This is a genomic window from Micromonospora sp. NPDC005710 (assembly GCF_040630995.1).
In the GTDB taxonomy this organism is placed as follows: Bacteria; Actinomycetota; Actinomycetes; order Mycobacteriales; family Micromonosporaceae; genus Micromonospora.
Genome location: NZ_JBEXYP010000009.1, coordinates 195220 through 215340, shown reverse-complemented (window position 1 = coordinate 215340; position 20121 = coordinate 195220). Strand labels below are relative to the sequence as shown.

Genomic DNA, 20121 nt, shown 5'->3' with positions numbered 1-20121 from the left:
GTTATTCGTCCGCCACCACGCAGAGGCCACCGTTCAGCGTGACCTCCTCCGGCAGTTGCGTGCCGGAGGCGACGAGCCCCAGCGAGACGCTGCCGCCGGCCGGGATCATCGCGTTGCGAGCGGTGTCGCCCACCCGCAGGTAGCTGTTGTTGAGACGGTCGACGACCTTCGCGCCCCAGATGCCGTGGACCTGCTGGCTGGCCCAGAACCGCCACGTCATCGTCCACCCGTTGACCGCTGTGGTGCCGGTGTTCGTGATGGTCAGGCCCGCCACGAAGCCGTCCGACCACTGCCCCACGACGGACCGGACCGTGCAGCTCGGCGGTGGTGGCAGGGTGGTGACGGTGGTCGGCGCGGACAGTGGGGACAGGAGCCCGACCTCGTCGCGGGCGCGCACCACGAAGGTGTACGTGGTGTTCGGCGTCAACCCGCTGATCTGGGCACTGTTGTTGGGCGGGTACTGGGAAACGTCGCGGACCAGGGTGAGAGCGCCGCCGGCATCCACCCGGAACACCTCGTACCGTTCGACCGCCCCGTTCTCCACCGAGGGCGCCCAGCGCAGCCGGACCCCCGTGGCGGTGACGTCGCTCGCCACCGGCTGACCGGGCGCGCCCGGCGGTTGGTCGTCCCCCGGGGGCATGGTCAACCGCAGGGGTGCGGTCGACGGTGAGGTGTTGCCGGCCGCGTCCACCGCCGTCACGTAGAAGGTGTAGGTGCGCGACGGCCGCAGGCCGGTGACCCGAATGCTGTTGGTGTCGGTCGACCAGGTCAGGCCGTTGTCCTCGAACCGCGCGGAGACCGGGTAACGGACCACGCCCACGTTGTCGGTCGAGGCGGCCCAGGTCAACTCGACCCAGGTGGTGTCGACGGCGACGACAGTGATCGGGCCGGGGGCGGTGGGGCGCTCGGTGTCGTCGGCAGCGGCGTACGCCGGGGTCGTGCCCATCGCCACCAGGAGTGTGGTGAGCGTGCAGGCGGCCAGTGCGGCGGCCCTGGACCGGACGCCGCGCCTCGGATGATCGCGCATTGTTGATCGCCTCGCCTTCGGTGACCGCAGCGGACCAGTCATCGACTGATGACGATGATATGTCGGCGGTGGTCGCGGCGTTGTCCCGTCAGCCGACGAGACGGCGTTCCCAGGCCCAGGCGGCGATCTCCACCCGGTTGCGGGCGGCGAGTTTCATCTGCACGCTCGCCAGGTGCGTCTTGACAGTGCCCACGGCGATGAAGAGTCGGGTAGCGATCTCGGCGTTGGTCAGACCCCGGGCGACGAGCTTCACCACGTCGAGTTCCCGTGGCGACAGGCCTCCGTCGTCGCGCGCCGGAGCGGGCGAACTGAGGTGCGCCAACAGCCGTACCGTGATCGATGGACTGATCAGCGCGTCGCCGGACACGGCCGCGCGGACCGCCTCCACCAGCAGTGCCGGGCCGGAATCCTTGAGCAGGAAGCCGCAGGCGCCGTTGGAGAGCGCGGTGTGCACGTACTCGTCGAGGTCGAAGGTCGTCACGACGACCACCCGGATCGGGTCGGCGACGCCCGGCCCCGCGAGCAGCCGCAGTGCCTCGAGACCGTCGAGGCGGGGCATCCGGATGTCCAGCAGCACCACGTCCGGACGCAGTCGTCGCGCCAGTTCGACGGCCTGGACGCCGTCGGCGGCCTCGCCGACCACCTCCAGGTCCGACTGGGCGCCGATGATCATGCCGAAACCGGTCCGGACCATGGCCTGGTCATCGGCGATCAGCACCCGGATCACCGCGTCACCGCCACCTGGAGTGGGAACGCCGCGTCGAGCACCCAGCCACCGGCGACGCCCGGCCCGGCGGTGATCGTGCCACCGAGGGCGCGTACCCGCTCGGTGAGGCCGATCAGACCGAAACCGTGCCCGCGGGCCGACGCCGTACGCGGCGACGTGCCGTCGTCGGCGACCCGGATCAGCAACCAGTCCGGGGTACGCCGCACGGCGACGTCGACGGATCGGGCGTCCGGCGCGTGCTGGCGGGTGTTGGTGAGCCCTTCCATGACCACCCGGTACGCCGACGTGGAGACCTCCACCGGCAGTCCGTCCAGGTCGCCGTCGACGTGCAGCAGCGCCGGCGCGTTCGCCGCGCCGTTGAATCCGTTCAGCAGCGGCTCCAACTCGGTCACCCCGGCCAGTGGCGCCAGCGGGGCGTCCGGCGGGGCGTCCGGGTTGCGCAGGATCCCGACCATCCGCCGCATCGAGGCCATCGTCTCCGCGCCGGCCCGCTCGATCTGCGCCAGGGCGACGATCACCCGTTGCGGGTCCTGTTCGGCGACGAACCGGGCACCCTGTGCCTGCACCACGATGCCGGTGACATGGTGGGCGATGAAGTCGTGCAGATCCCGGGCGAACTCGGCCCGCTGCTCGGCCCGCACCAGTGCGATGGCCCGCTCCCGGCCGGCCGCCATGATGCGCAGGTAGATCCCCACTCCGGCGGCGCCGGCAGCGGCGAGCACCTGGAGCAGACCGAAGATCACCAACAGGCTCTCGGCGCCGACGCGCAGCGGCAACGCGGCCACGGCGAGCCCGGCGGCCGCCGCCGCCCACGGGGCGAGCCGCGGCGCGCCCCAGCGGGCCACCACGAAGACCACCCCGATCAGCCCGGCCGACTCGGCGAGCCCCCAACTGCCGCTGATCAGATAACTGCCGTCGAAGACGACCACGACAGCCGCCGTCACGGCCAGTGACGCGCAGGCGAGCACCAGCGCGGCCAGCGGCAGCAGCCGCGAACCCAACCGGTGCACCGGCAGCCAGAGCGGCACCGTTGCCACCGCCAGCCCCATCCGCACCAGCAGGAGCACGAGAGCGGCCAGGCTCTGCGGTGTGCCGAACCGTAGATCGAAGAGGACGAGCAGCCCCATGGCCACCAACCCGGCGGCCTGGGCCAGGCGTACCCACCAGCGTCGAAGATCCGGCGTGCTCATGGTGACCCAGCGTAGCCAGCCGGAGGGACGTGGCGGATCGGCCAAAAGGCAGACCCGGCACCGGCGACACCCGGCCCCGGGCCGATGTGCCCACCGGCCGGCGGCGGCGACGCTTCCCGGGTCACCACGCAGCCACTGGAGGAACGATGACAACCCATGCCCCGCCGCAGACCAGCCACGCCGCGGTCGCCGCGGTCGACCTGGTGAAGGTGTACGGCAGCGGCGACACCGCCGTCCGTGCCCTGGACGGGGTCTCGGTCGGCTTCGGCCGGGCCGAGTTCACCGCGATCATGGGCGCGTCCGGGTCCGGCAAGTCGACCCTGATGCACTGCCTCGCCGGCCTCGACACGGCCACCTCCGGTCGCGTCCTGCTCAGCGGCACGGACCTGACCGGCCAGTCGGACCGGACGCTGACCCGGGTTCGCCGAGAGCGGATCGGGTTCGTCTTCCAGTCGTTCAACCTGCTGCCGCAGCTCACCGCCGCGCAGAACATCACCCTGCCACTCGACCTCGCCGGTCGGCAGCCCGACGCTGAACTCCTCGCGCACCTCGTGCGGGTGCTGGGCCTCGGCGACCGCCTCAACCACCGCCCCAGCGAGCTGTCCGGCGGTCAGCAGCAGCGGGTGGCGATGGCAAGGGCGCTCGTGGCACGGCCCGAGGTCGTCTTCGCCGACGAGCCGACCGGTAACCTCGACTCCCGCTCCGGCGCGGAGGTGCTCACCATCCTGCGCGACTCGGTACGCGACCTCGGTCAGACCGTCGTGATGGTCACGCACGACCCGATCGCCGCCGCGTACGCCGACCGGGTGGTGCTGCTCGCCGACGGGCGGTTGGCCGGCGAGATCGACAAGCCGGACCAGGTGTCGGTCACCGACGCCCTGCGTGACCTGGCGGCCCGCGCATGAGAGCGACAGTGCTGCGTACCCAGACGACCGCCGCCGCCCGGCGGCCCGGCCGGCTGATCCTGACCGGCCTGGCGATCCTGGTCGCGTCGTTCGTCGTCTTCGGCACCGTGCTGGTGCTGCAGATCACCGAACGCACAGTGCGGGACAACCTCAGCGGCACCCCGGCCGTCACCGACCTGGTGATCGGGAAAGTCGACGTGCCGCCACCCACGGTGACGGACGTGCGGCAGATCCGGGCCGTGCCCGGTGTGGCCGAGGCGGTGGCCCGGGTGTCGACCGGGGTCTCCATCGGTGAGGGGTACCTCAACCTCCACGCCGATCCGGGCACCGGCCCGCTGAGCACGGTCCGGGTGATCGAGGGCAGTTACCCCGAAAGGCCCGGCGAGATCGCGATCACGCCGCGCACTGCCGAACGGCTCGGGCTGTCGGTCGGCACCACCACGACCGGCGCCGGCGGTGAACTCACCACGCCCGCGCCGCTCACCGTGACCGGCCTGGTGGAGACCGACGCCGACGCCGGCTACGACGCGTACGCCCCGGAGAGCGCCGTGATCGCCTGGGCGCGCCTGACGACAGTGGAGCGCGTCGACCTGCGGGTGACCCCCGGCGCTTCGGCCGACGCGGTACGCCAACGGGTGTCCGCGGTGGTCGCCGGCCAGCCGATCCGCTCCGGCGCCGAGGTGCGCGAGGCCGAGGCCGAGGCGGTGGCCCAGCAGGTCGGGAAACTCTTCGTCCTGGTCGGCATGTTCGTCTCCATCGCGGTCGTCGCGGCGGCGCTGGTGGTCACCTCGACCTTCCGCATCGTCTTCGCCCAGCGGATGCGGCAACTCGCGCTGCTGCGGGCGGTCGGCGCCGGTCGGGGCACACTGGTGGCGGCGATGACCGCCGAGGGAGCCCTCACCGGGCTCGTCGCCGGCGTCGTCGGGGTCGCCGGCGCTCTCACCCTCGGATACGCGCTGCCGGCGATCCTGCGCGCCACCGGCCACGAGGTCTCCTCGCCGGGCCTGCCACTGGCCACGGCGGTCACTGTGGTGATCGGCGCCGTCGTGATCACCGTGCTGGCCGTTTTGGCACCGGCGCTCTCCGCCGCCCGGGTCGCCCCGCTGGAGGCACTGCGGGCGGCGAGTGTCACCGCCGGCCGGCGCGGCATCGGGGTGTCGCGTCTGGTCATCGGGCTGCTCCTGGCCGTCGGTGCGATCCTGGCGGCCGTCGGGACTATCAGCCGGTTGCCGAAGCCGGACCACGGGAACTACGACCCGTCGATGCCGGTGCTCCTGCTGGTCGGGTCCGGCGCGCTGGCGTTCCTCGCGCTGGTGGCCCTCGGGCCGCTGCTGGTGCGTCCGGTGCTGGCGGTGGTGGGTTGGCCGCTGCGTCAGCTCGGGCCGCTCGGGCGCATGTCAGTGGGCGGAGTCGGCGGGACGCCGCGCCGGGCCGCCGCGGTCTCCGTCGTGGTCGCGCTCGGCGTGACCCTGATCTCCGGGGTGGTCATCGGCGGCGCGTCGTTGCAGATCCTCGCCGACCGCGAGATGGCGCTCTCGGCCCCGACCGACTTCGAGGTCACCACGAACGGTGGAACACTGCCGCCGGCAGTGGTGACCCGGGCCGAGGCGGCACGCGGCGCGCTCGCGAGGGTGGTGCCGTACCGGAGGGTCGACGACGCCACGCTGCTGCACGGCGCCGACAAGCTCGGTGACGTCGAGTCCGGGTACCCGACGAGCGACCTGGACCTGGCGTCGTTGCCGAGCACCGGTGACCTGGACGTGGCCCAGGGCAGCCTGACCGATCGTGGCCCCGGCCGGATCGTGCTGAACAGTTGGGTCGCGTGGGACGCGGGTCTGCGGGCCGGCGACACTGTGACACTCGCCGTCGCCACCCGCACTGTCGACGTGCGGGTCGCCGCGGTCCTGCCCGGTGACGGGCCGCTGCACGCGGGCATCCTCGCCGATCCGGCCGACCTGGACCGGCTCGGCGTGCCGGCCGCGTACACCGGTCTGCTCGCCGACGCGGCCGGGGCCGGCGAGGACGGTCGCACCGCCGGTGTGCGGGCGCTGCGGCAGGCGATCGGGGGCAGCGACGGGGTGGGTCTCGCGGTGCTCGCTGACGAACGGGACCGCAACGACGCGCTGGTGCGCGACCTGGTCCGGATCGCTGTCGGTCTGGTCGGCCTGACCGTGCTGATCGCAGTCGTCGGCGTGGGCTCCACGACCGCGCTGTCGGTGGTGGAGCGGGTCCGCGAGTCCGGGTTGCTCCGGGCGATCGGGCTGTCCCGGACGGGCCTGCGCACCATGCTGACCGTCGAGTCCGGCCTGTACGGGGTGATCGGCGCGACCATCGGCCTGGTGCTCGGCATCCCGTACGCCTGGTTGGCGGTCCAGACCCTCGGGATCGAGGCACCGCTGACCGCGCCGCTGCTGCCGCTCGCCGGGCTGTTCGTGGTGCTTGTCGGGTTGACCGCGCTGGCCGGGGTGCTTCCGGCCCGTCGGGCGTCGCGGGTCAGCCCGGTGGTGGCGCTGGGGTCCGACAACTGAGCACCGTCGTGGGGTGGCGCCGCACGTTCGCGCCGCCCCACGACGGCCTGCTCAGTTGGGGTTGCTGGCGTGGGTGAGCGTCTCCCAGGCGATGAAGAGGTTGTTGGTGCCGGCGGGGCGTTGTTGCAGCGTGAGGGTCTGCGTGTTGGTCATGATGTTGCCCAACCTGGTGCTCATCGCGTTGAACCCGACCTCGGTGATCGGGCCGAGGCCCCGGGTGAGGCTGCCGCCGCAGAGCCAGGAGGGCGGCGCCTCCCCGAGCTGGTAGCGCGAGTGGAAGCCGAGCGCCTGCCGCAGTCGCTCACCGACCTGTGGGTACAGGTCCCGCCCCTGGATTCGGGAGGTCTCCGCGACGTGCGAGATGGCGGAGATCCCGTACCCGGTGTGGACGAAGTCGCGGCAGGTCTCCTGGGCGAGGCCGGCGACGAAGGTGGACTGGCCCTGCCAGTAGCCGATGATCTCCGCGCTGGTGTCCAGACCGCTGCCGGGCATCGTGTACGGCAACGCGCCGTCGCTGGGCAGGTAGACGAAGGCCCGGGCGCGGTTGAGGAACCGGGTGGTCGCCGCGTCGTACACGGCCCGGTCCTCCAGGAAGACCGCGATGCCGACGGTGGCCTCCATCATGGTCAGTTCCCAGTTGCCGTTGCTGTTCGACCCGTTGCGCACCATCGGCAGGTAGACGTTGCGCAGCATGGTGGCGAAGCGGTTCGCGTTGGGCCAGCTCGTGTACGTGTACTTGATGATCTCTGCGGCCCGGGGCCAGACCGAGGCCGCCCAGCCGGTCTGCAACGGGGCGTTGCTGCCGGTGTGGGCGGTGATGGTGGCCGACCAGGCGTCCATGATCTGGATCGACTTCTGCGCGTACCGGGCGTCGCCGGTGAAGTACCAGGCGAGCGCGTCGGTGTACGCCGCGATGGCGTCCTCCCGCTCCTCGGTGCAGCCGTTGTTCGGGTTGGAGTAGGAACCGCACTCGACCACCGAACGGGGTGCCGGGGTACGCGACAGCGAGGCGTACCGGCTGCTCATCATCTGGCTGTAGGAGGCCGCCCAGGGCTGCGCGCCGGCCTGCACCCGACCGCGGACGAAGTCGAGCTGGCCCCGGCTGACCAGCACGCCGGGGTGGGTGAAACCTCCCGAGGGCGGCGGGGTGGTGCCGCCGGTGGGCAGCACCCAGGCCTGGTTGGCAGTGCCGGTGCAGGTCCAGATCTGCAGCGGGGTGCCGTCGGCCGAGCTGGTCCCTGTCGCGTCGACACACTTGCCCGAGGTCGGGTTGACGAGTTGCCCGGCGCTCGACGACCACTGCTGCGCCCCGGTGCCGTTGCAGTCGTAGATCTGCACCCGGGCGCCGTTGGCGGTGCTGGCGGCGGCGATGTCCAGGCACTTGCCCAGCGCCCGGATCGTGCCGTCGTCGGCCACCGTCCACTGTTGCGCGGTGGAGCCGTTGCAGGTGAAGAGTTGGACGGGGGTGTTGTTGGCCGAGCTCGCGGTGGCCACGTCGACGCACTTGCCGCCGTACCCGGTGATGGCGCCTGTTGCGGCGGCCATCACGGGCGTGGCCCCGACGACCAGGCCGGTCGGCACGGCGAGCAGGGCCGCAGCGAGCGCGGAGGTCAGTCTGATGCGGGGGAGGCGGGGCATGGGCCCGGCCGATCGTCGCGCCATGTGCGGGTCCTTCCGGGGCGGCGAAACAACTGTAAACTCTGTTAATCATTACAGTCATACACACCGATATCAATGCCTTCGTCGCCACGGATGCCGTTACGGGTGCATGCACGCGCCCTTGAGCACCTTGTCCACCACGTTGCGCGGCGCGTGCAGCGCCAGGCCGACCACGTCGAGCTTCTCCCGTTCGACAGCCCGGACGGCGGCGCGGTTGTCCCTGCGCCGGTCTGGTCGCCGCCGCCGTCGACGCCGCAGGCGCACCTGAGCCGCCACTTTCGGCGTTACCTGGGTGTCAGCCCGGCCCGCTATCCCGCCCGGAGCTGACCGCGCTCAGACGAGCTGGCCGCCGATGACGGCGAGCAGGCGCAGCTTCTCGTCGCTCGGCGACCCGGGCACTGCGGTGAAGACCAACAGCGTCTGGGACTGGTCGGGGTCGACAAGCGTCTGGCAGTGCAGCTCCAACGCGCCGACCTCCGGGTGGACGAAGTGCTTGGGCGGGCAGTAGCCGGCCGGCACCGGGTGCTCCCGCCACAGTCGGGCGAACTCCGGGCTCCTGGCCAGGAGGTCGCCGACGAGCGCGGCGGCCCGCGAGCCGCGCCCGTCACTGGTGTACGCCGCGTGCAGGTGCGCCACGAGCAGGCGACTCTGCGTCTGGTGGTCCTCCGCCGGGTGCAACTGCCGTGCCGCCGGGTCGGTGAACCAGCGGTGGTGCGCGCTGCGCGCCAACCCGGTGTACCGGGTCTCGTCCCCGAGCAGGGCGACAGCGGGGGCGGTCTGCGCCAGGGTCTCGCCGAGGTGGTTCACCACCTGGGCCGGGGTGTCGTGCATCCGGTCGAGGATGCGCATCATGCCTGGGTTCACATGGTCGGCCCGCACCGCCCGGCGCGGAACGGCGTGACCGGCGAGCTGGAAGAGGTGATCCCGCTCAGCGAGGGAGAGCCGCAGGCCACGAGCGAGGGCGGCGAGCATCTGCTCCGACGGGTGCGGCCCGCGCTGCTGCTCCAACCGGCTGTAGTAGTCGGTGGACATCCCGCTCATCGTGGCGACTTCCTCGCGCCGCAGCCCACCGGTCCGCCGGCGCGGACCCCGGGGCAGCCCGACGTCCTCGGGCTGGAGCGCCGCACGGCGGGTGCGCAGGAAGCTGGCGAGTTGAGCCCGGTCCACGGTGTCTCCGATCGGTGGGCGCCAGCGGTGAACCGGCACATCGAGTCCAACACAGCAGCCCAGGCCCGCTGTTCCACCCCCACCCCCCGCCCCCGGTCCCACCCCCCGCCCGGGGTCTCGCGATCTTGCACTTTCTGTCGGGACATAAGGGGTGTATCAGCCCATGTCGGCGACCGAAAGTGCAAGATCGGCGCGGGTCTACGGCGGGGCGGGGCGGGGGCGGGGCGGGGGCGGGGCGTGGGCGGGGGGTCAGCGCTGAATGGACTTGGTTTCCAGGAACTCTTCCAGGCCCAGCCGGCCGAACTCGCGGCCGTTGCCGGAGTGCTTGTAACCGCCGAACGGGGCGAGCGGGTTCCAGTGGCCGGCGTTCACGTCGACCTGGCCCACGCGCAGCCGCCGGGCGACCGCCATGGCGTGCTCCGGCTCACCGAAGACGCCGCTGGTCAGGCCGTACAGCGTGCCGTTGGCGATGGCCACGGCCTCCTCCTCGTCGGCGTACGGGATGATCGTCAGCACCGGGCCGAAGATCTCGTCCTGGGCGATCGCGGAGGCCGGATCGACGTCGGCGAAGATCGTCGGCTGGAGGTAGGCCCCGACGGTCAACCCCTCGGGTCGCTCTGGGCCGCCGAACACGAGCCGGGCACCGTCGGCGATGCCCCGCTCGATGTAACCGACGACCTTCTGCCGGTGGGCCTCGGACGCCATCGGGCCGATCCGGGTGGCCTCGTCGCCCGGGTCGCCGACCGTGTACTGCTTCGCGGCCTCGACGGCCAACGCCACGACCTCGTCCTGACGCGCGGTCGGCGCCAGCATCCGCGGCCACGCGCCGCAGACCTGGCCACCGTTGGCGAACGCCATCATCACGCCCTGCTGCACGGCGGTGGGCAGGTCCGCGTCGTCGAGGATGATGTTCGCGCCCTTGCCTCCCAGTTCCAGCGCGACGCGCTTGACTGTCGCCGCGGCCACCGCGGAGATCCGCTGCCCGGCTCGGGTGGACCCGGTGAACGAGATCATGTCGATGTCCGGGTGGGCGGAGATCGCCTCACCGACTGTCGCGCCCGTGCCGTAGACGACGTTGAAGACACCCGCCGGTACGCCGGCCTCGGCGGCGGCCTCGGCGAGGATGCGTGCGGTCAGCGGGGCGTTCTCGGACGGCTTGAAGACCATCGTGTTGCCGGCGAGCAGGGCCGGCGCCAGCTTGGAGACGATCTGCTGGAGCGGAAAGTTCCACGGTGTGATCGCGCCGACCACGCCGATGGGCTCGCGGACGATGAGCGAGTTGCCGACGTCTTCGGTCCAGGCGAAGTCGTCGGCCAGGCCGGCGATGGATTCGACCACCGCGGCCGGGAAGGCGACCTGGGCGGTCCGGGACATGCCGATAGGGGAGCCCATCTCGGCGGTGATCGCCTGGGCGATCTCCTCCGCACGGGCGGCCAGGCCGGCGCCGAGGCGGCGCAGCACGTCCGCCCGGTGCTGCGGCGTGGTCGCCGACCAGGCCGCGAACGCCGCCCGGGCGGCGGTGACGGCCCTGTCGACGTCGGCGGCGGTGCCGGCCGGGGTCTCGGCCACGATCTCGCCGGTGGCCGGGTTCACGACGGGAAGGGTGCCGGCGGAGCCGGTGATGGTCTCGCCACCGATCCAGTGGCCGGCGACGGTGTAGGTGGAAGGTGTCATGGACCGACCGTCACACCGTACCGGGACCCCAACCAGGTGCGGTTTATCCAGGGTTTCCTGATCCCTGGCTACTGATCGATCGGCGCGGGCGGATCGCCACCCCGACGAGCGGCTGCACCTGGACGGCCGTTCGGATACGTGGCCGGCCGGTCACGAAAACCGGCGGCGAATCGTCACAACTGGCGGTTAGTCTGCCTCGGCGCGTCGCTGCCATGGCACGTCGCGCCCCGCGCCCGGTAGGCGCGGCATCGCCGCCACCGCCCACCATCGGCCGGCTCAATCGACTTCAGGAGAGTTTGTGACACAGCAATCCATCGCGACATCGGACAAACTCGACGCTGCGGTGCTCAAGGTGGCGGGCGTCGTCGTCCTTGGCGCGATCATGTCGATCCTCGACGTAACTGTGGTCAGCGTGGCGCTGCCCAAGTTCCAGGACGAGTTCGACGCCTCCTACGCCCGCGTCGCCTGGACCATGACCGCCTACACTCTCGCTCTCGCCACAGTGATCCCGCTCAGCGGGTGGGCGGCGGACCGGTTCGGCACCAAACGGCTCTACATGGTGGCGTTGGCCCTGTTCACCATCGGGTCGGGGCTCTGCGCCATGGCCGACACGATCGGCGAGCTGATCGGCTACCGGGTCCTGCAGGGCCTCGGTGGCGGCATGCTCATGCCGCTGGGCATGACCATCATGACCCGGGCGGCCGGCCCGCAACGGATCGGCCGGTTGATGGCGGTGCTCGGCATCCCGATGCTGCTGGGGCCGATCGGCGGCCCGATCCTCGGCGGCTGGCTCATCGACACGGCGAGCTGGCACTGGATCTTCCTGATCAACCTGCCGATCGGCGTGATCGCCCTGATCTACGCGCAGTTCGCGCTGCCGAAGGACGCACCCGAGCCGTCGGAGTCGTTCGACTTCGTCGGCATGCTCATGCTCTCGCCCGGTCTTGCCCTGTTCCTCTACGGCGTGTCGTCCCTGCCGGAGGCGGGCTCCTTCGGCGAGGCCAAGGTCTGGGCACCGATGCTTGTCGGCGGCGCGCTCGTGGTGGCGTTCGTGCTCTACTCGTTCAAGCCCCGGCACCCGCTGCTCGACCTGCGGCTGTTCCGCAACCGCAGCCTGACCATCGCGTCGGTGACGATGTTCGTGTTCATCATCGCGTTCATGGGCGCCGGCCTGCTGTTCCCGAGCTACTTCCTCCAGGTGCGCGGCGAGTCGACGCTGACCGCCGGCCTGTTGATGGCCCCGCAGGGCATCGGCGCGATGATCACCATGCCGATCGCCGGGACACTCGCCGACCGGGTGCCGATCGGGCGTACCGTGCCGTTCGCGCTGGGGCTCATCGTCGTCGGGTTCTTCGGCTTCACCCAGGTCGACCCGCAGACGTCGTACTGGCTGCTCGGTGGGTCGCTGTTCGTGATGGGTCTGGGCATGGGCGGCACGATGATGCCGATCATGACGTCGGCGCTACGGACGTTGCAGGCGCAGGAGGTGGCGCGCGGCTCGACGCTCGTCAACATCCTCCAGCAGATCGGCGGATCGGTCGGCGCCGCCGTGATGTCGGTGATCCTCACCAACGAGTTGAACGGCTCCCGGCCGATCCCCGGCCTGGTCGACCAGAGTGGCAAGCCGATCACCGAGGCCGGGCTGGCCATCGCCTCCCAGCAGCGGCCGGAGCTGCTGCAGCAGATGCCGGTGGACCCGTCGCTCATCGAGCGCGGGCTCGACTTCGCCGCCAAGTCGTTCGCCACCACGTTCTGGGTCGCGTTCGCGCTCGTCGTGCTCACGTTCGTCCCGGCCGCACTGCTGCCGCGCCGACGTCAGCCGGCGCAGCTCGACGATCCGCAGGGCGAGCAGGTCAAGACGCCCGTCGTCATCCACTGACCGACCCCGCTGCGTCCGGCACCCGACGAGGTGCCGGACGCAGCGGGTACGGCGTCAGCGCAACGGGCCGTCGCCGGTCCCGTCCGGGTCCTCGACCACGTGGATGGCCGCTTCCTCGGCGCTCGCGGCACCAGCGTCGATGCCGGCGTCCCACGCCACCGACTCGGCCTCGTCGTCCTCGCGGACGCCCTCGTCGTAGGCGACGAGACGGCCGGCGCGCGCCTCCGCCTCGTACCCCCGGCGGGTCAGCTCGTCCTCGTCGTCGCCATCCTCGGCGTACGGGTCGACGTCCGGCACCTCCTGGGCGAGGTACTGGTCCAGGGACTCGCCCGCCCGCTCCTCGGCGGGCGTGGTGCCGAACCGGTTTGCCGCCGTCCAGTGGTCCTCGGCGACGATGCCGGTGTCGAGGGGGTCGCCGACCCGGTCGTCGTCGAGGGTGTCGGAGGCGTCCAGCACCCCGTCGTCCTCGGCCACGTTCCACTCGTCGACGGAATCCATCCGCTCGGTCTGGCTCACGGCGGTCTCCCTTTCGTCACGGTGCACCAAAGTGCCCCAGCCTAAGACGGTGCAACGCGACAGCACCCCGGGGTGTGCCCGCTGTGACGAACTGGCCCGGCGGATCAACGCTTCAGCAGCTCCGCGACGGCGTCGGTGAACTCCGCCGGCTGCTCGATGTGCGCGAAGTGCCCGCTTCGTTCCAAGGTCACCAGCCGGGAGTCCGGAAGCCCTCCGTGCAGCTGCTCGGCCCAGCGGGGGCCGCAGATGAAGTCGTACGCACCGACGATCACCACGACGGGCACGGTGATTTCAGTGAGGTTTCCTCGTACGTCGAAGGGTGTGGGGTCCTGGGCGCCGGCCGGCGTCGCCCAGATCCGGACGGCCGCCTGGAACGGGGCGAACTCGGACTCTCGGCCCCAGAAGTCTGCGAAGTACACCGGCAGGGCGGCGCGCAGGGCGGCCCCCAGCGACTCGTCGTCCGTCGCGCCGCCGATCTGCGCGAAGGCCGCCGGAACCGCCGCCGCCTCCGGCCGGTCCGGGTGCCGCTGTGGGTAGGCGGCGAGGCCGGCCATGGCCTCGGCCCAGAATTCGGCGCCGGTGACGGGTGAGGTGTCGTACAGGGCGAGGCCTGCGAGCCGGTCCGGATGCGCGAGCGCGTACCGCTGGACGACGAAACCTCCGTGCGAGTGCCCGAGGAGGTACACCCGGGGTTCGCCGAGTTGCTCGACGACGGCGTGCAGGAACCGGACATACGTGTCGAGACGGTAGCCGTCGGAGTTGTCGAGCTGACCCGATGCGCCCGTACCCACCGGCTCGACGTAGACCATTGTGAAATGCGCCTCAAGGCTGGGCGTCCGCAGGTACGTCCATTCGATGCCCGGGCCGCCGGAGTGCGCCACGCAGACCGGGCCGGTGCCGGCGACGTGGTAGACCTGCCGAACGCCGTCCACAGTGAACGTGTGGGCGCCCGATGCGAGGGCGCTGCCGTCGTTGCTGGTGAAACCCATGAACTATCTCCCGATCCGAGACCCGCGCGGCGTCCGCCGAAACGGCGACTGGTGCATGACGTGGACCAGATGCACGGGCCGGGGGAGAAGTTCGCTCGGACGGGGAGTTTCTTCAGACCCGCGCCGGGACGGGGTGGAAGAGGGTGAGTTGGCGCACCCGGCCCCCACGCAGAACCTGCAACCACAGCGCTGCGGGCGGGCAGTGGTCCGGGTCGTCGGGTGGGCTGATCAGGTCGGTCTCCCAGATCAGCACGTTGCCACTGGCCACCGCGTTGCGCAGCCGCTGACGTACCCCGGCGGTCAGGTCGCGGTTCATGCCGGTCACCGCCAGGTCGCGGCCGCCGCGCGGCCCACCCGCCACGATCATCTCGGCGTGCGGCCACCAGCTCTCGCGGACCACCCGGTCGAAGTCGCCGTCCATCGCGGTGGCGATCGTGTCGTGGCCCTCACGCCAGCGCGCGTCGTTCGTCGCGGTGGCGTCCGGGTGCGCCGCGTCCGTCGTCGTTCGCAGGTCGGCGGTGAGCGCGCGCCGGGCGTGGCTGAGGCGGCTGCGGACGGTGCCGACCGGCACGCCGCACACCGCCGCGATCTGCTCGTACGACGACGCGTCGCTGAAGTACCGGAGCAGGGTGACGAGTCGGTCGGTCTCGGACAGATGCCCGATGCCGTGCCACACCCAGTCGCGCATCGCGCTCTGCTCCAGCGCCTGCTCGGGTGTGGGGGCGTCGGACGGGCTGGCCAGCCACTCCGGTTCGGCGACCGGGACCGCTCGTGGCGCCCGGAGCATCGTCCGGCTGTTGTTACGCACGATGGCCCGCAACCACGGCCCGACGGCTGCCGGGTCGCGCACCTCGCCGATCCGACGCAGGGCCACCAGCATCGCGTCCTGCACCGCGTCCTCGGCGTCCGGCCCGTAGCCGAGGACGCTCAGCGCCACCGCCCGCATCGCCGCCTCGTGCCGGGCCAGCAGTGCACCGAGCGCAGCGGGGTCGCCCGCCTGGGCGAGCACGACCAGCTCTACGTCGCTCTGCGTCACGCCCAGTTCCTCCCCGAAAAGCCCGTCCTGAACGCTATTGCTCCATCAAGCGTACGGCGGACCGACGGGTCGATGCGCCCAGCCCAGCCCGGCCTTCCTACGCCGAATGCGCCGTTGAGCAACGGAATCCTCAGTTTCGGTCCGTACGCGCCCGCGACCACCCCGGTCCGTCACGTGGGCCAAAATGAGCACGTGCACCCGGAACCGGTCGACCACGCGCCCCGGCAGGCGTTCCCCTGGGCGCTCCTGCGTCAGCGCTGGGAGGATCTCACCTTCCTGCACTGGGCCGTCGCTCCGGAGGTGGTCGCGCCGTTGCTGCCCGCGGGCACCCGTCCGGACACCGTGGACGGGGTCAGCTACGTGGGTCTGATCGGTTTCCGGATGGTCGGGCTGGGCTTCGGCCGCGGCCCGGGGGTGCCCTACTTCGGCACCTTCTGGGAAACCAACGTCCGGCTCTACTCGGTCGACGAGGCCGGTCGACGAGCGGTGGTGTTCCGGTCGCTCGACGCATCCCGTCTGCTGCCGGTGCTGGTGGCGCGGGTGACGCTGCGCCTGCCGTACCTCTGGTCGTCGATGAGGTTGGATCGCGACGGCGACCGTCGCACCTACCGTTGCCGGCGGCGCTGGCCGGGGCCGGCGGGTACGACGAGCCGGATGGTGGTGCGGGTGGGGGAGCGGATCGCCGAGCCGACACCACTCGAACATTTCGTCACTGCCCGCTGGGGGCTGCACACCAGGGCGTACGGGCGCACCGTGCACCTGCCGAACTGGCATCCGAGCTGGCCGCTGCACCGGGCCGAGGTGCTGCACCTGGATGACGAGTTGGTGGCCGCCGCCGGGCTGCCGGCACCGGTCGGGCCACCGGTCAGCGTCCTCTACTCGCCCGGTGTGGGAGTCAGGTTCGGCCCGCCGGTGGCGGCCCGGCCACGTGGGGCCGGGCCGCCGGCAAACTAGTAGCGACCACCCTCCGGGGCGGGCAACGCGTCCAGGTCGGCCAGCTCCTCGGTGCCGAGCCGCACGTCAGCGGCAGCGCAGTTGTCCACCAGGTACTTCGGGGTCTTGGTGCCGGGAATCGGGATGACCTGGTCACCCTGGGCGACCACCCAGGCGAGGGCGACCTGCGCGGGGCTGAAGCCCACCCGGTCGGCGATCTCCCGGACCCGGGCGACGATGGCGAGGTTGGCGCGCAGCGCGTCCTGCTGGAAGCGGGGCAGGCCCCGCCGGAAGTCGTCTGCGGGCAGGTCGTCGAACGACGTGAACCGGCCGGCGAGGAACCCTCGGCCCAGCGGGGAGAACGGCAGGAAGGCGATGCCCTGCTCAGCGCAGTACGGCAGCACCTCGGCCAACGGGTCGCGGGTCCACAGCGACAGCTCGGACTGCACCGACGCCACCGGGTGCACCGCCTGGGCCCGGGCGATCTGGGCCACCGTCACCTCGGACAGCCCGATCTGCAGGGCCTTGCCCGCCGCCACGACCTCGGCCATCGCACCCCAGGACTCCTCGATGGGCACCTCCGGGTCGACCCGGTGCAACTGGTACAGGTCGACGTGGTCGGTGCCGAGCCGGCGCAGGCTCTCGTCGATAGCGGCGCGGATGTGCTCCGGGCGGCCGTTGTTGCCGGTCTTCGGTGAGTTGCCGGGACCACCGGTGGGGGAGGTGGCCACCAGGCCGACCTTGGTGGCCAGCACCGCCCGTTGCCGGTGACCGCCGGCCAGCGCCCGCCCGACCAGTTCCTCGTTGGTGTACGGCCCGTACACGTCGGACGTGTCGATGAGCGTCGCGCCCAGGTCCAGTGCCTGTCGGATGACGGAGATCGACGTGTCGTCGTCGCGAGGGCCGGTGATGTCGTAGCCGTGGCTCATGCCCATGCAGCCGAGGCCGATGACGCCGACCTCGGGTCCGGTGCTGCCCAGCGTGGTGGTTCGCATGCTCCCACGCTACGACCGGCACCGACCCGCCGCACCCGGCGGGCCCGCACCGTTGACCAGCCCGGACAGAACGGGCGCGTCACCTTAACGTGCCGGAAACACCCCCGGTACCAACCGTGGGAACGCTCGTCGGACAGTCGAGACCACCGACACGCGAACCGGGGTGACCATGGCCGACAACACCACGAACGCGCCGACGTACGACGAGCCGGTGGGCAGGTCCGGCAACGGCCGGATGCTGCCCACCCAGCGTACGAACCCGCTTCTGTCCCTGGACGACGGTGACCCGGCGGACCTGGCCACGCTCGGGGTGGAGGAGGAGTTCCACGTCGTCGACCTGCACACCAGGGAGTTGGTGCCCCGCGCCGGGGAGTTGCTGGACCGGTTGCCGGCGGCCTCGTTCACCGCCGAGCTGCACCGTAGCGTGGTGGAGACCAACACCGCGGTCTGCCGCACCCTGGACGAGATCCGTGCCGAGCTGACCGGGTTGCGTCAGGCGGCCGTCCAGGTCGCCGACCGGGCCGGGCTGGGCATCGTGGCGGCGGGTACGGTGCCGCTGCGCGCCGACGGCGACCCCAGCGTCACCCCCACCTCCCGCTACCGGCGGATGCTCGACGAGTACCAGATGCTCGCCCGGGAGCAGCTGATCTGCGGTGCGCAGGTGCACGTCGGTGTCACCGACCGGGACCTGGCAGTGGCGGTCACCCGTCGGGTCCAGCCGTGGCTGCCGGTGCTGCTGGCCCTCTCCACCAGCTCGCCGTACTGGATGGGTCAGGACAGCGGCTACGCCAGCGTCCGATCGCTGGTGTGGCAGCGCTGGCCCACGGCGGGTGACCCGGGCGAGGTGACGAGCGCCGCTGACCACGAGGCGCTCGTCGCCGAGCTGATCGCCTCCGAGACCATCACCGATCCCGCCATGATCTACTTCGACGTCCGGCCGTCGGCGCACGTGCCGACGGTGGAACTGCGGATCACCGACGCCAACGCCGACGTGGAGACCATCGTCCTGCTCACCGGCCTGTTCCGGGCGCTCGTCCGGCGGGAGGTCGCCGCCCTGCGCGCCGGGGTGGAGCGCACTGCCGTACGGCCACCGGTGCTGCGCGCCGCCGTGTGGCGGGCGGCCCGCTCCGGGTTGGAAGGTGACCTGCTCGACCTGCCCCGGTCGGCCCGACCGGTGCCGGCCGCCCAGGCGGTCAGTCGCCTGGTGACCGACCTGCGCCCCCAGTTGGAGGCGACCGGGGACTGGGAGCAGGTGAGCGAGCTGACCCGGTACGCGCTGGGACGCGGCAGTTCCGCCGCCCGGCAGCGGCGGGCGTACGAGCGGCGGGGCCGGTTGGCCGACGTGGTCGACCTGCTGCTCGACGAGACCCGGGGCCGGGTGCGGGGGCCGCTGCCGGGTGCGCCGACGCCGCCCGAGCTGCCCACCTACGCCGACGCCGGCGACGAGGTCTTCGGGCCGGCCGGACCGCAGCCGGCGTACGCCCCGATGCTCGCCGCCCTGCGTCAACTCGGTGCCGGCGCCCTGCGGCAACGCGAGCACGACCGGGACGAGGAGCAGCGGGCCCGCGGGGTGACCTTCAGCGTGGCCGGCGAGGCGAGCACCCGGCTCTTCCCGGTGGACCTGGTGCCCCGGGTGGTGCCCGCCGACGACTGGCGAACCCTGCGCACGGGCCTGGTGCAGCGCGCCCGCGCCCTCGACGCGTTCCTACGCGACGTGTACGCCGACCGGGCGGTGGTGGCCGACGGCGTGGTGCCGGCGTGGGTGGTGGAGTCCTCACCCGGGCTGCGCCCGACCGGGGCGCTGATGGGCCGTCGGGGCACCCGCGCCCAGGTGTCCGGCACGGACCTCGTCCGGGACCCGGACGGCGGCTGGTACGTGTTGGAGGACAACCTGCGGGTGCCCTCCGGGATCGGTTACGCGGTGCAGAACCGTCGGCTGACCCAGGCGGTGCTACCGGAGCTGCCGGTGCCGGAGGATCTGCTGCCCGCCGACGAGACGCCGGCGATGCTGTACCGGGCGTTGGTCGCCGCCGCCCCCGCCGCGGCCGACGACCCCGCAGTGGTGGTGCTCAGCAGCGGCCCCGGTGACCCGGCGTGGTTCGAGCATCGGCTGCTCGCCGACGAGATGGGGGTGCCACTGACCGAGACCAGTGACCTGCTGGTGGAGGAGGGCCGGGTCCGGCTGGTCCGGGAGGGTTGCCGCCGCGAGGTCGACGTGATCTACCTGCGGATGGACGAGGAGGCGCTGCTGCACGCGCCGGGCGCGGACGGGGTGCCGCTGGGGTGGCCGCTGCTCGCCGCGGTGCACGCCGGGCGACTCACGCTCGCCAACGCGCTGGGCAACGGTGTCGGCGACGACAAGGCGCTGTACGCGTACGTGCCCCGGTTGATCGAGTACTACCTGGGCGAGAAGGCGTTGCTGGGGGACGTGCCGACGTACCTGTGTGGGCTGCCCGAGCAGCGGGCCGAGGTGTTGGGTCGGCTCGACGAGTTGGTGCTCAAGCCGGTCGACGGGTACGGCGGTGACCGGGTGGTGATCGGCCCTCGGGCCGAGGCGGAGGAGCTGGACGCCGTCCGGGAGCAGATCCTCGCCGCCCCGCACCGGTGGATCGCCCAGGAGATGATCGCGCTGACCACCCACCCGGTCTTCGACGGCACGGCGCTGTCTCCCCGCCACGTCGACCTGCGGGCCTTCGTGTTCCTCGGTGACACCGCGGAGGTCGCTCCGGTGGCGCTGACCCGGGTGGCCCCGGCCGGCAGCATGATCGTCAACTCGTCGCGGGGCGGTGGGTCGAAGGACACCTGGCTGCTCGGTGGAGCCGACGAACCATTGGTGTAACCCACGCTTGACCCAGACGTCATCGGGACGCAACCCGGTCCGCCAAGCCTGGACCGG

At 71.9% G+C, this 20121-nt stretch carries 15 protein-coding genes and 1 pseudogene; 5 read left to right on the top strand and 11 right to left on the bottom strand.

The annotated features are described in order from the left end of the window. Position 1: 1 nt before the first annotated feature. The 3 genes from ABZ406_RS15365 to ABZ406_RS15355 all read right to left on the bottom strand — a co-directional run bounded on the left by ABZ406_RS15365 (position 2) and on the right by ABZ406_RS15355 (position 2944). Positions 2 to 1027 (bottom strand): fibronectin type III domain-containing protein, encoded by a 1026-nt coding sequence (locus ABZ406_RS15365; protein WP_357761065.1) that lies wholly within the window; start codon positions 1025 to 1027, stop codon positions 2 to 4. 88 nt (positions 1028 to 1115) lie between these two features. Then, entirely contained in the window at positions 1116 to 1754 is a 639-nt protein-coding gene (locus ABZ406_RS15360; RefSeq protein ID WP_357761062.1) for a response regulator transcription factor, read from the bottom strand. Continuing rightward, on the bottom strand, positions 1751 to 2944 hold the full coding sequence (locus ABZ406_RS15355; protein WP_357761059.1) for a histidine kinase: 1194 nt from the start codon (positions 2942 to 2944) through the stop codon (positions 1751 to 1753). The genes ABZ406_RS15360 and ABZ406_RS15355 overlap by 4 nt, the downstream gene beginning before the upstream one ends. Before the next feature lie 146 nt (positions 2945 to 3090). On the opposite strand from ABZ406_RS15355, the gene ABZ406_RS15350 reads away from it, so the two are divergent. Both ABZ406_RS15350 and ABZ406_RS15345 read left to right on the top strand, forming a co-directional pair. Then, positions 3091 to 3849 carry an ABC transporter ATP-binding protein gene (locus ABZ406_RS15350; protein ID WP_357761056.1) on the top strand — a complete coding sequence of 253 codons (759 nt, stop codon included), beginning with the start codon at positions 3091 to 3093 and terminating at the stop codon, positions 3847 to 3849. After that, entirely contained in the window at positions 3846 to 6377 is a 2532-nt protein-coding gene (locus tag ABZ406_RS15345) for an ABC transporter permease (RefSeq protein WP_357761053.1), read from the top strand. The genes ABZ406_RS15350 and ABZ406_RS15345 overlap by 4 nt, the downstream gene beginning before the upstream one ends. 51 nt (positions 6378 to 6428) lie before the next feature. On the opposite strand, the gene ABZ406_RS15340 is transcribed toward ABZ406_RS15345, so the two are convergent. From ABZ406_RS15340 to ABZ406_RS15325, 4 genes and pseudogenes are all read right to left on the bottom strand, one after another. Next, positions 6429 to 8039 carry a ricin-type beta-trefoil lectin domain protein gene (locus ABZ406_RS15340; RefSeq protein WP_357761051.1) on the bottom strand — a complete coding sequence of 537 codons (1611 nt, stop codon included), beginning with the start codon at positions 8037 to 8039 and terminating at the stop codon, positions 6429 to 6431. A gap of 96 nt (positions 8040 to 8135) precedes the next feature. After that, positions 8136 to 8258 (bottom strand): annotated as a pseudogene (locus ABZ406_RS15335) (DUF2000 family protein); the annotation flags it as partial. A 111-nt stretch (positions 8259 to 8369) separates the two neighbouring features. Then, positions 8370 to 9203 carry a helix-turn-helix transcriptional regulator gene (locus tag ABZ406_RS15330; protein WP_357761048.1) on the bottom strand — a complete coding sequence of 278 codons (834 nt, stop codon included), beginning with the start codon at positions 9201 to 9203 and terminating at the stop codon, positions 8370 to 8372. A 249-nt stretch (positions 9204 to 9452) separates the two neighbouring features. After that, positions 9453 to 10877, bottom strand: a complete 1425-nt coding sequence (locus tag ABZ406_RS15325; RefSeq protein ID WP_357761045.1) for an aldehyde dehydrogenase family protein — start codon at positions 10875 to 10877, stop codon at positions 9453 to 9455. A gap of 298 nt (positions 10878 to 11175) precedes the next feature. Between ABZ406_RS15325 and ABZ406_RS15320 the strand changes: the two genes are divergently transcribed. Next, positions 11176 to 12756, top strand: a complete 1581-nt coding sequence (locus ABZ406_RS15320) for a DHA2 family efflux MFS transporter permease subunit (protein ID WP_357761042.1) — start codon at positions 11176 to 11178, stop codon at positions 12754 to 12756. A gap of 54 nt (positions 12757 to 12810) precedes the next feature. Here the strand turns inward: ABZ406_RS15320 and ABZ406_RS15315 are convergent, their stop codons facing one another. The 3 genes from ABZ406_RS15315 to ABZ406_RS15305 all read right to left on the bottom strand — a co-directional run bounded on the left by ABZ406_RS15315 (position 12811) and on the right by ABZ406_RS15305 (position 15297). After that, complete coding sequence (locus tag ABZ406_RS15315) at positions 12811 to 13272, bottom strand: DUF5709 domain-containing protein (RefSeq protein ID WP_357761039.1); 462 nt, start codon at positions 13270 to 13272, stop codon at positions 12811 to 12813. A 104-nt stretch (positions 13273 to 13376) separates the two neighbouring features. Beyond that, positions 13377 to 14261 carry an alpha/beta hydrolase gene (locus ABZ406_RS15310; RefSeq protein ID WP_357761037.1) on the bottom strand — a complete coding sequence of 295 codons (885 nt, stop codon included), beginning with the start codon at positions 14259 to 14261 and terminating at the stop codon, positions 13377 to 13379. A 112-nt stretch (positions 14262 to 14373) separates the two neighbouring features. Then, on the bottom strand, positions 14374 to 15297 hold the full coding sequence (locus tag ABZ406_RS15305; protein ID WP_357761034.1) for a sigma-70 family RNA polymerase sigma factor: 924 nt from the start codon (positions 15295 to 15297) through the stop codon (positions 14374 to 14376). Between the two features lie 192 nt (positions 15298 to 15489). On the opposite strand from ABZ406_RS15305, the gene ABZ406_RS15300 reads away from it, so the two are divergent. Beyond that, positions 15490 to 16251, top strand: coding sequence for a DUF2071 domain-containing protein (locus ABZ406_RS15300; RefSeq protein ID WP_357761031.1), 762 nt, complete (start codon positions 15490 to 15492; stop codon positions 16249 to 16251). Here ABZ406_RS15300 and ABZ406_RS15295 read toward each other — a convergent pair. Next, a complete protein-coding gene (locus tag ABZ406_RS15295) occupies positions 16248 to 17225 on the bottom strand; it encodes an aldo/keto reductase (protein WP_357761028.1) in 978 nt (325 codons plus the stop codon). The genes ABZ406_RS15300 and ABZ406_RS15295 overlap by 4 nt on opposite strands. 169 nt (positions 17226 to 17394) lie before the next feature. On the opposite strand from ABZ406_RS15295, the gene ABZ406_RS15290 reads away from it, so the two are divergent. Continuing rightward, a complete protein-coding gene (locus ABZ406_RS15290) occupies positions 17395 to 20064 on the top strand; it encodes a carboxylate--amine ligase/circularly permuted type 2 ATP-grasp protein (RefSeq protein ID WP_357761026.1) in 2670 nt (889 codons plus the stop codon). Positions 20065 to 20121 lie beyond the last annotated feature (57 nt).

Coding starts and splice junctions, on each gene's coding strand:
- ABZ406_RS15365 (WP_357761065.1), bottom strand. CDS start 1,027: ATGCGCGATCATCCGAGGCGCGGCGTCCGGTCCAGGGCCGCCGCACTG.
- ABZ406_RS15355 (WP_357761059.1), bottom strand. CDS start 2,944: ATGAGCACGCCGGATCTTCGACGCTGGTGGGTACGCCTGGCCCAGGCC.
- ABZ406_RS15350 (WP_357761056.1), top strand. CDS start 3,091: ATGACAACCCATGCCCCGCCGCAGACCAGCCACGCCGCGGTCGCCGCG.
- ABZ406_RS15345 (WP_357761053.1), top strand. CDS start 3,846: ATGAGAGCGACAGTGCTGCGTACCCAGACGACCGCCGCCGCCCGGCGG.
- ABZ406_RS15340 (WP_357761051.1), bottom strand. CDS start 8,039: ATGGCGCGACGATCGGCCGGGCCCATGCCCCGCCTCCCCCGCATCAGA.
- ABZ406_RS15325 (WP_357761045.1), bottom strand. CDS start 10,877: ATGACACCTTCCACCTACACCGTCGCCGGCCACTGGATCGGTGGCGAG.
- ABZ406_RS15310 (WP_357761037.1), bottom strand. CDS start 14,261: ATGGGTTTCACCAGCAACGACGGCAGCGCCCTCGCATCGGGCGCCCAC.
- ABZ406_RS15295 (WP_357761028.1), bottom strand. CDS start 17,225: ATGCGAACCACCACGCTGGGCAGCACCGGACCCGAGGTCGGCGTCATC.
- ABZ406_RS15290 (WP_357761026.1), top strand. CDS start 17,395: ATGGCCGACAACACCACGAACGCGCCGACGTACGACGAGCCGGTGGGC.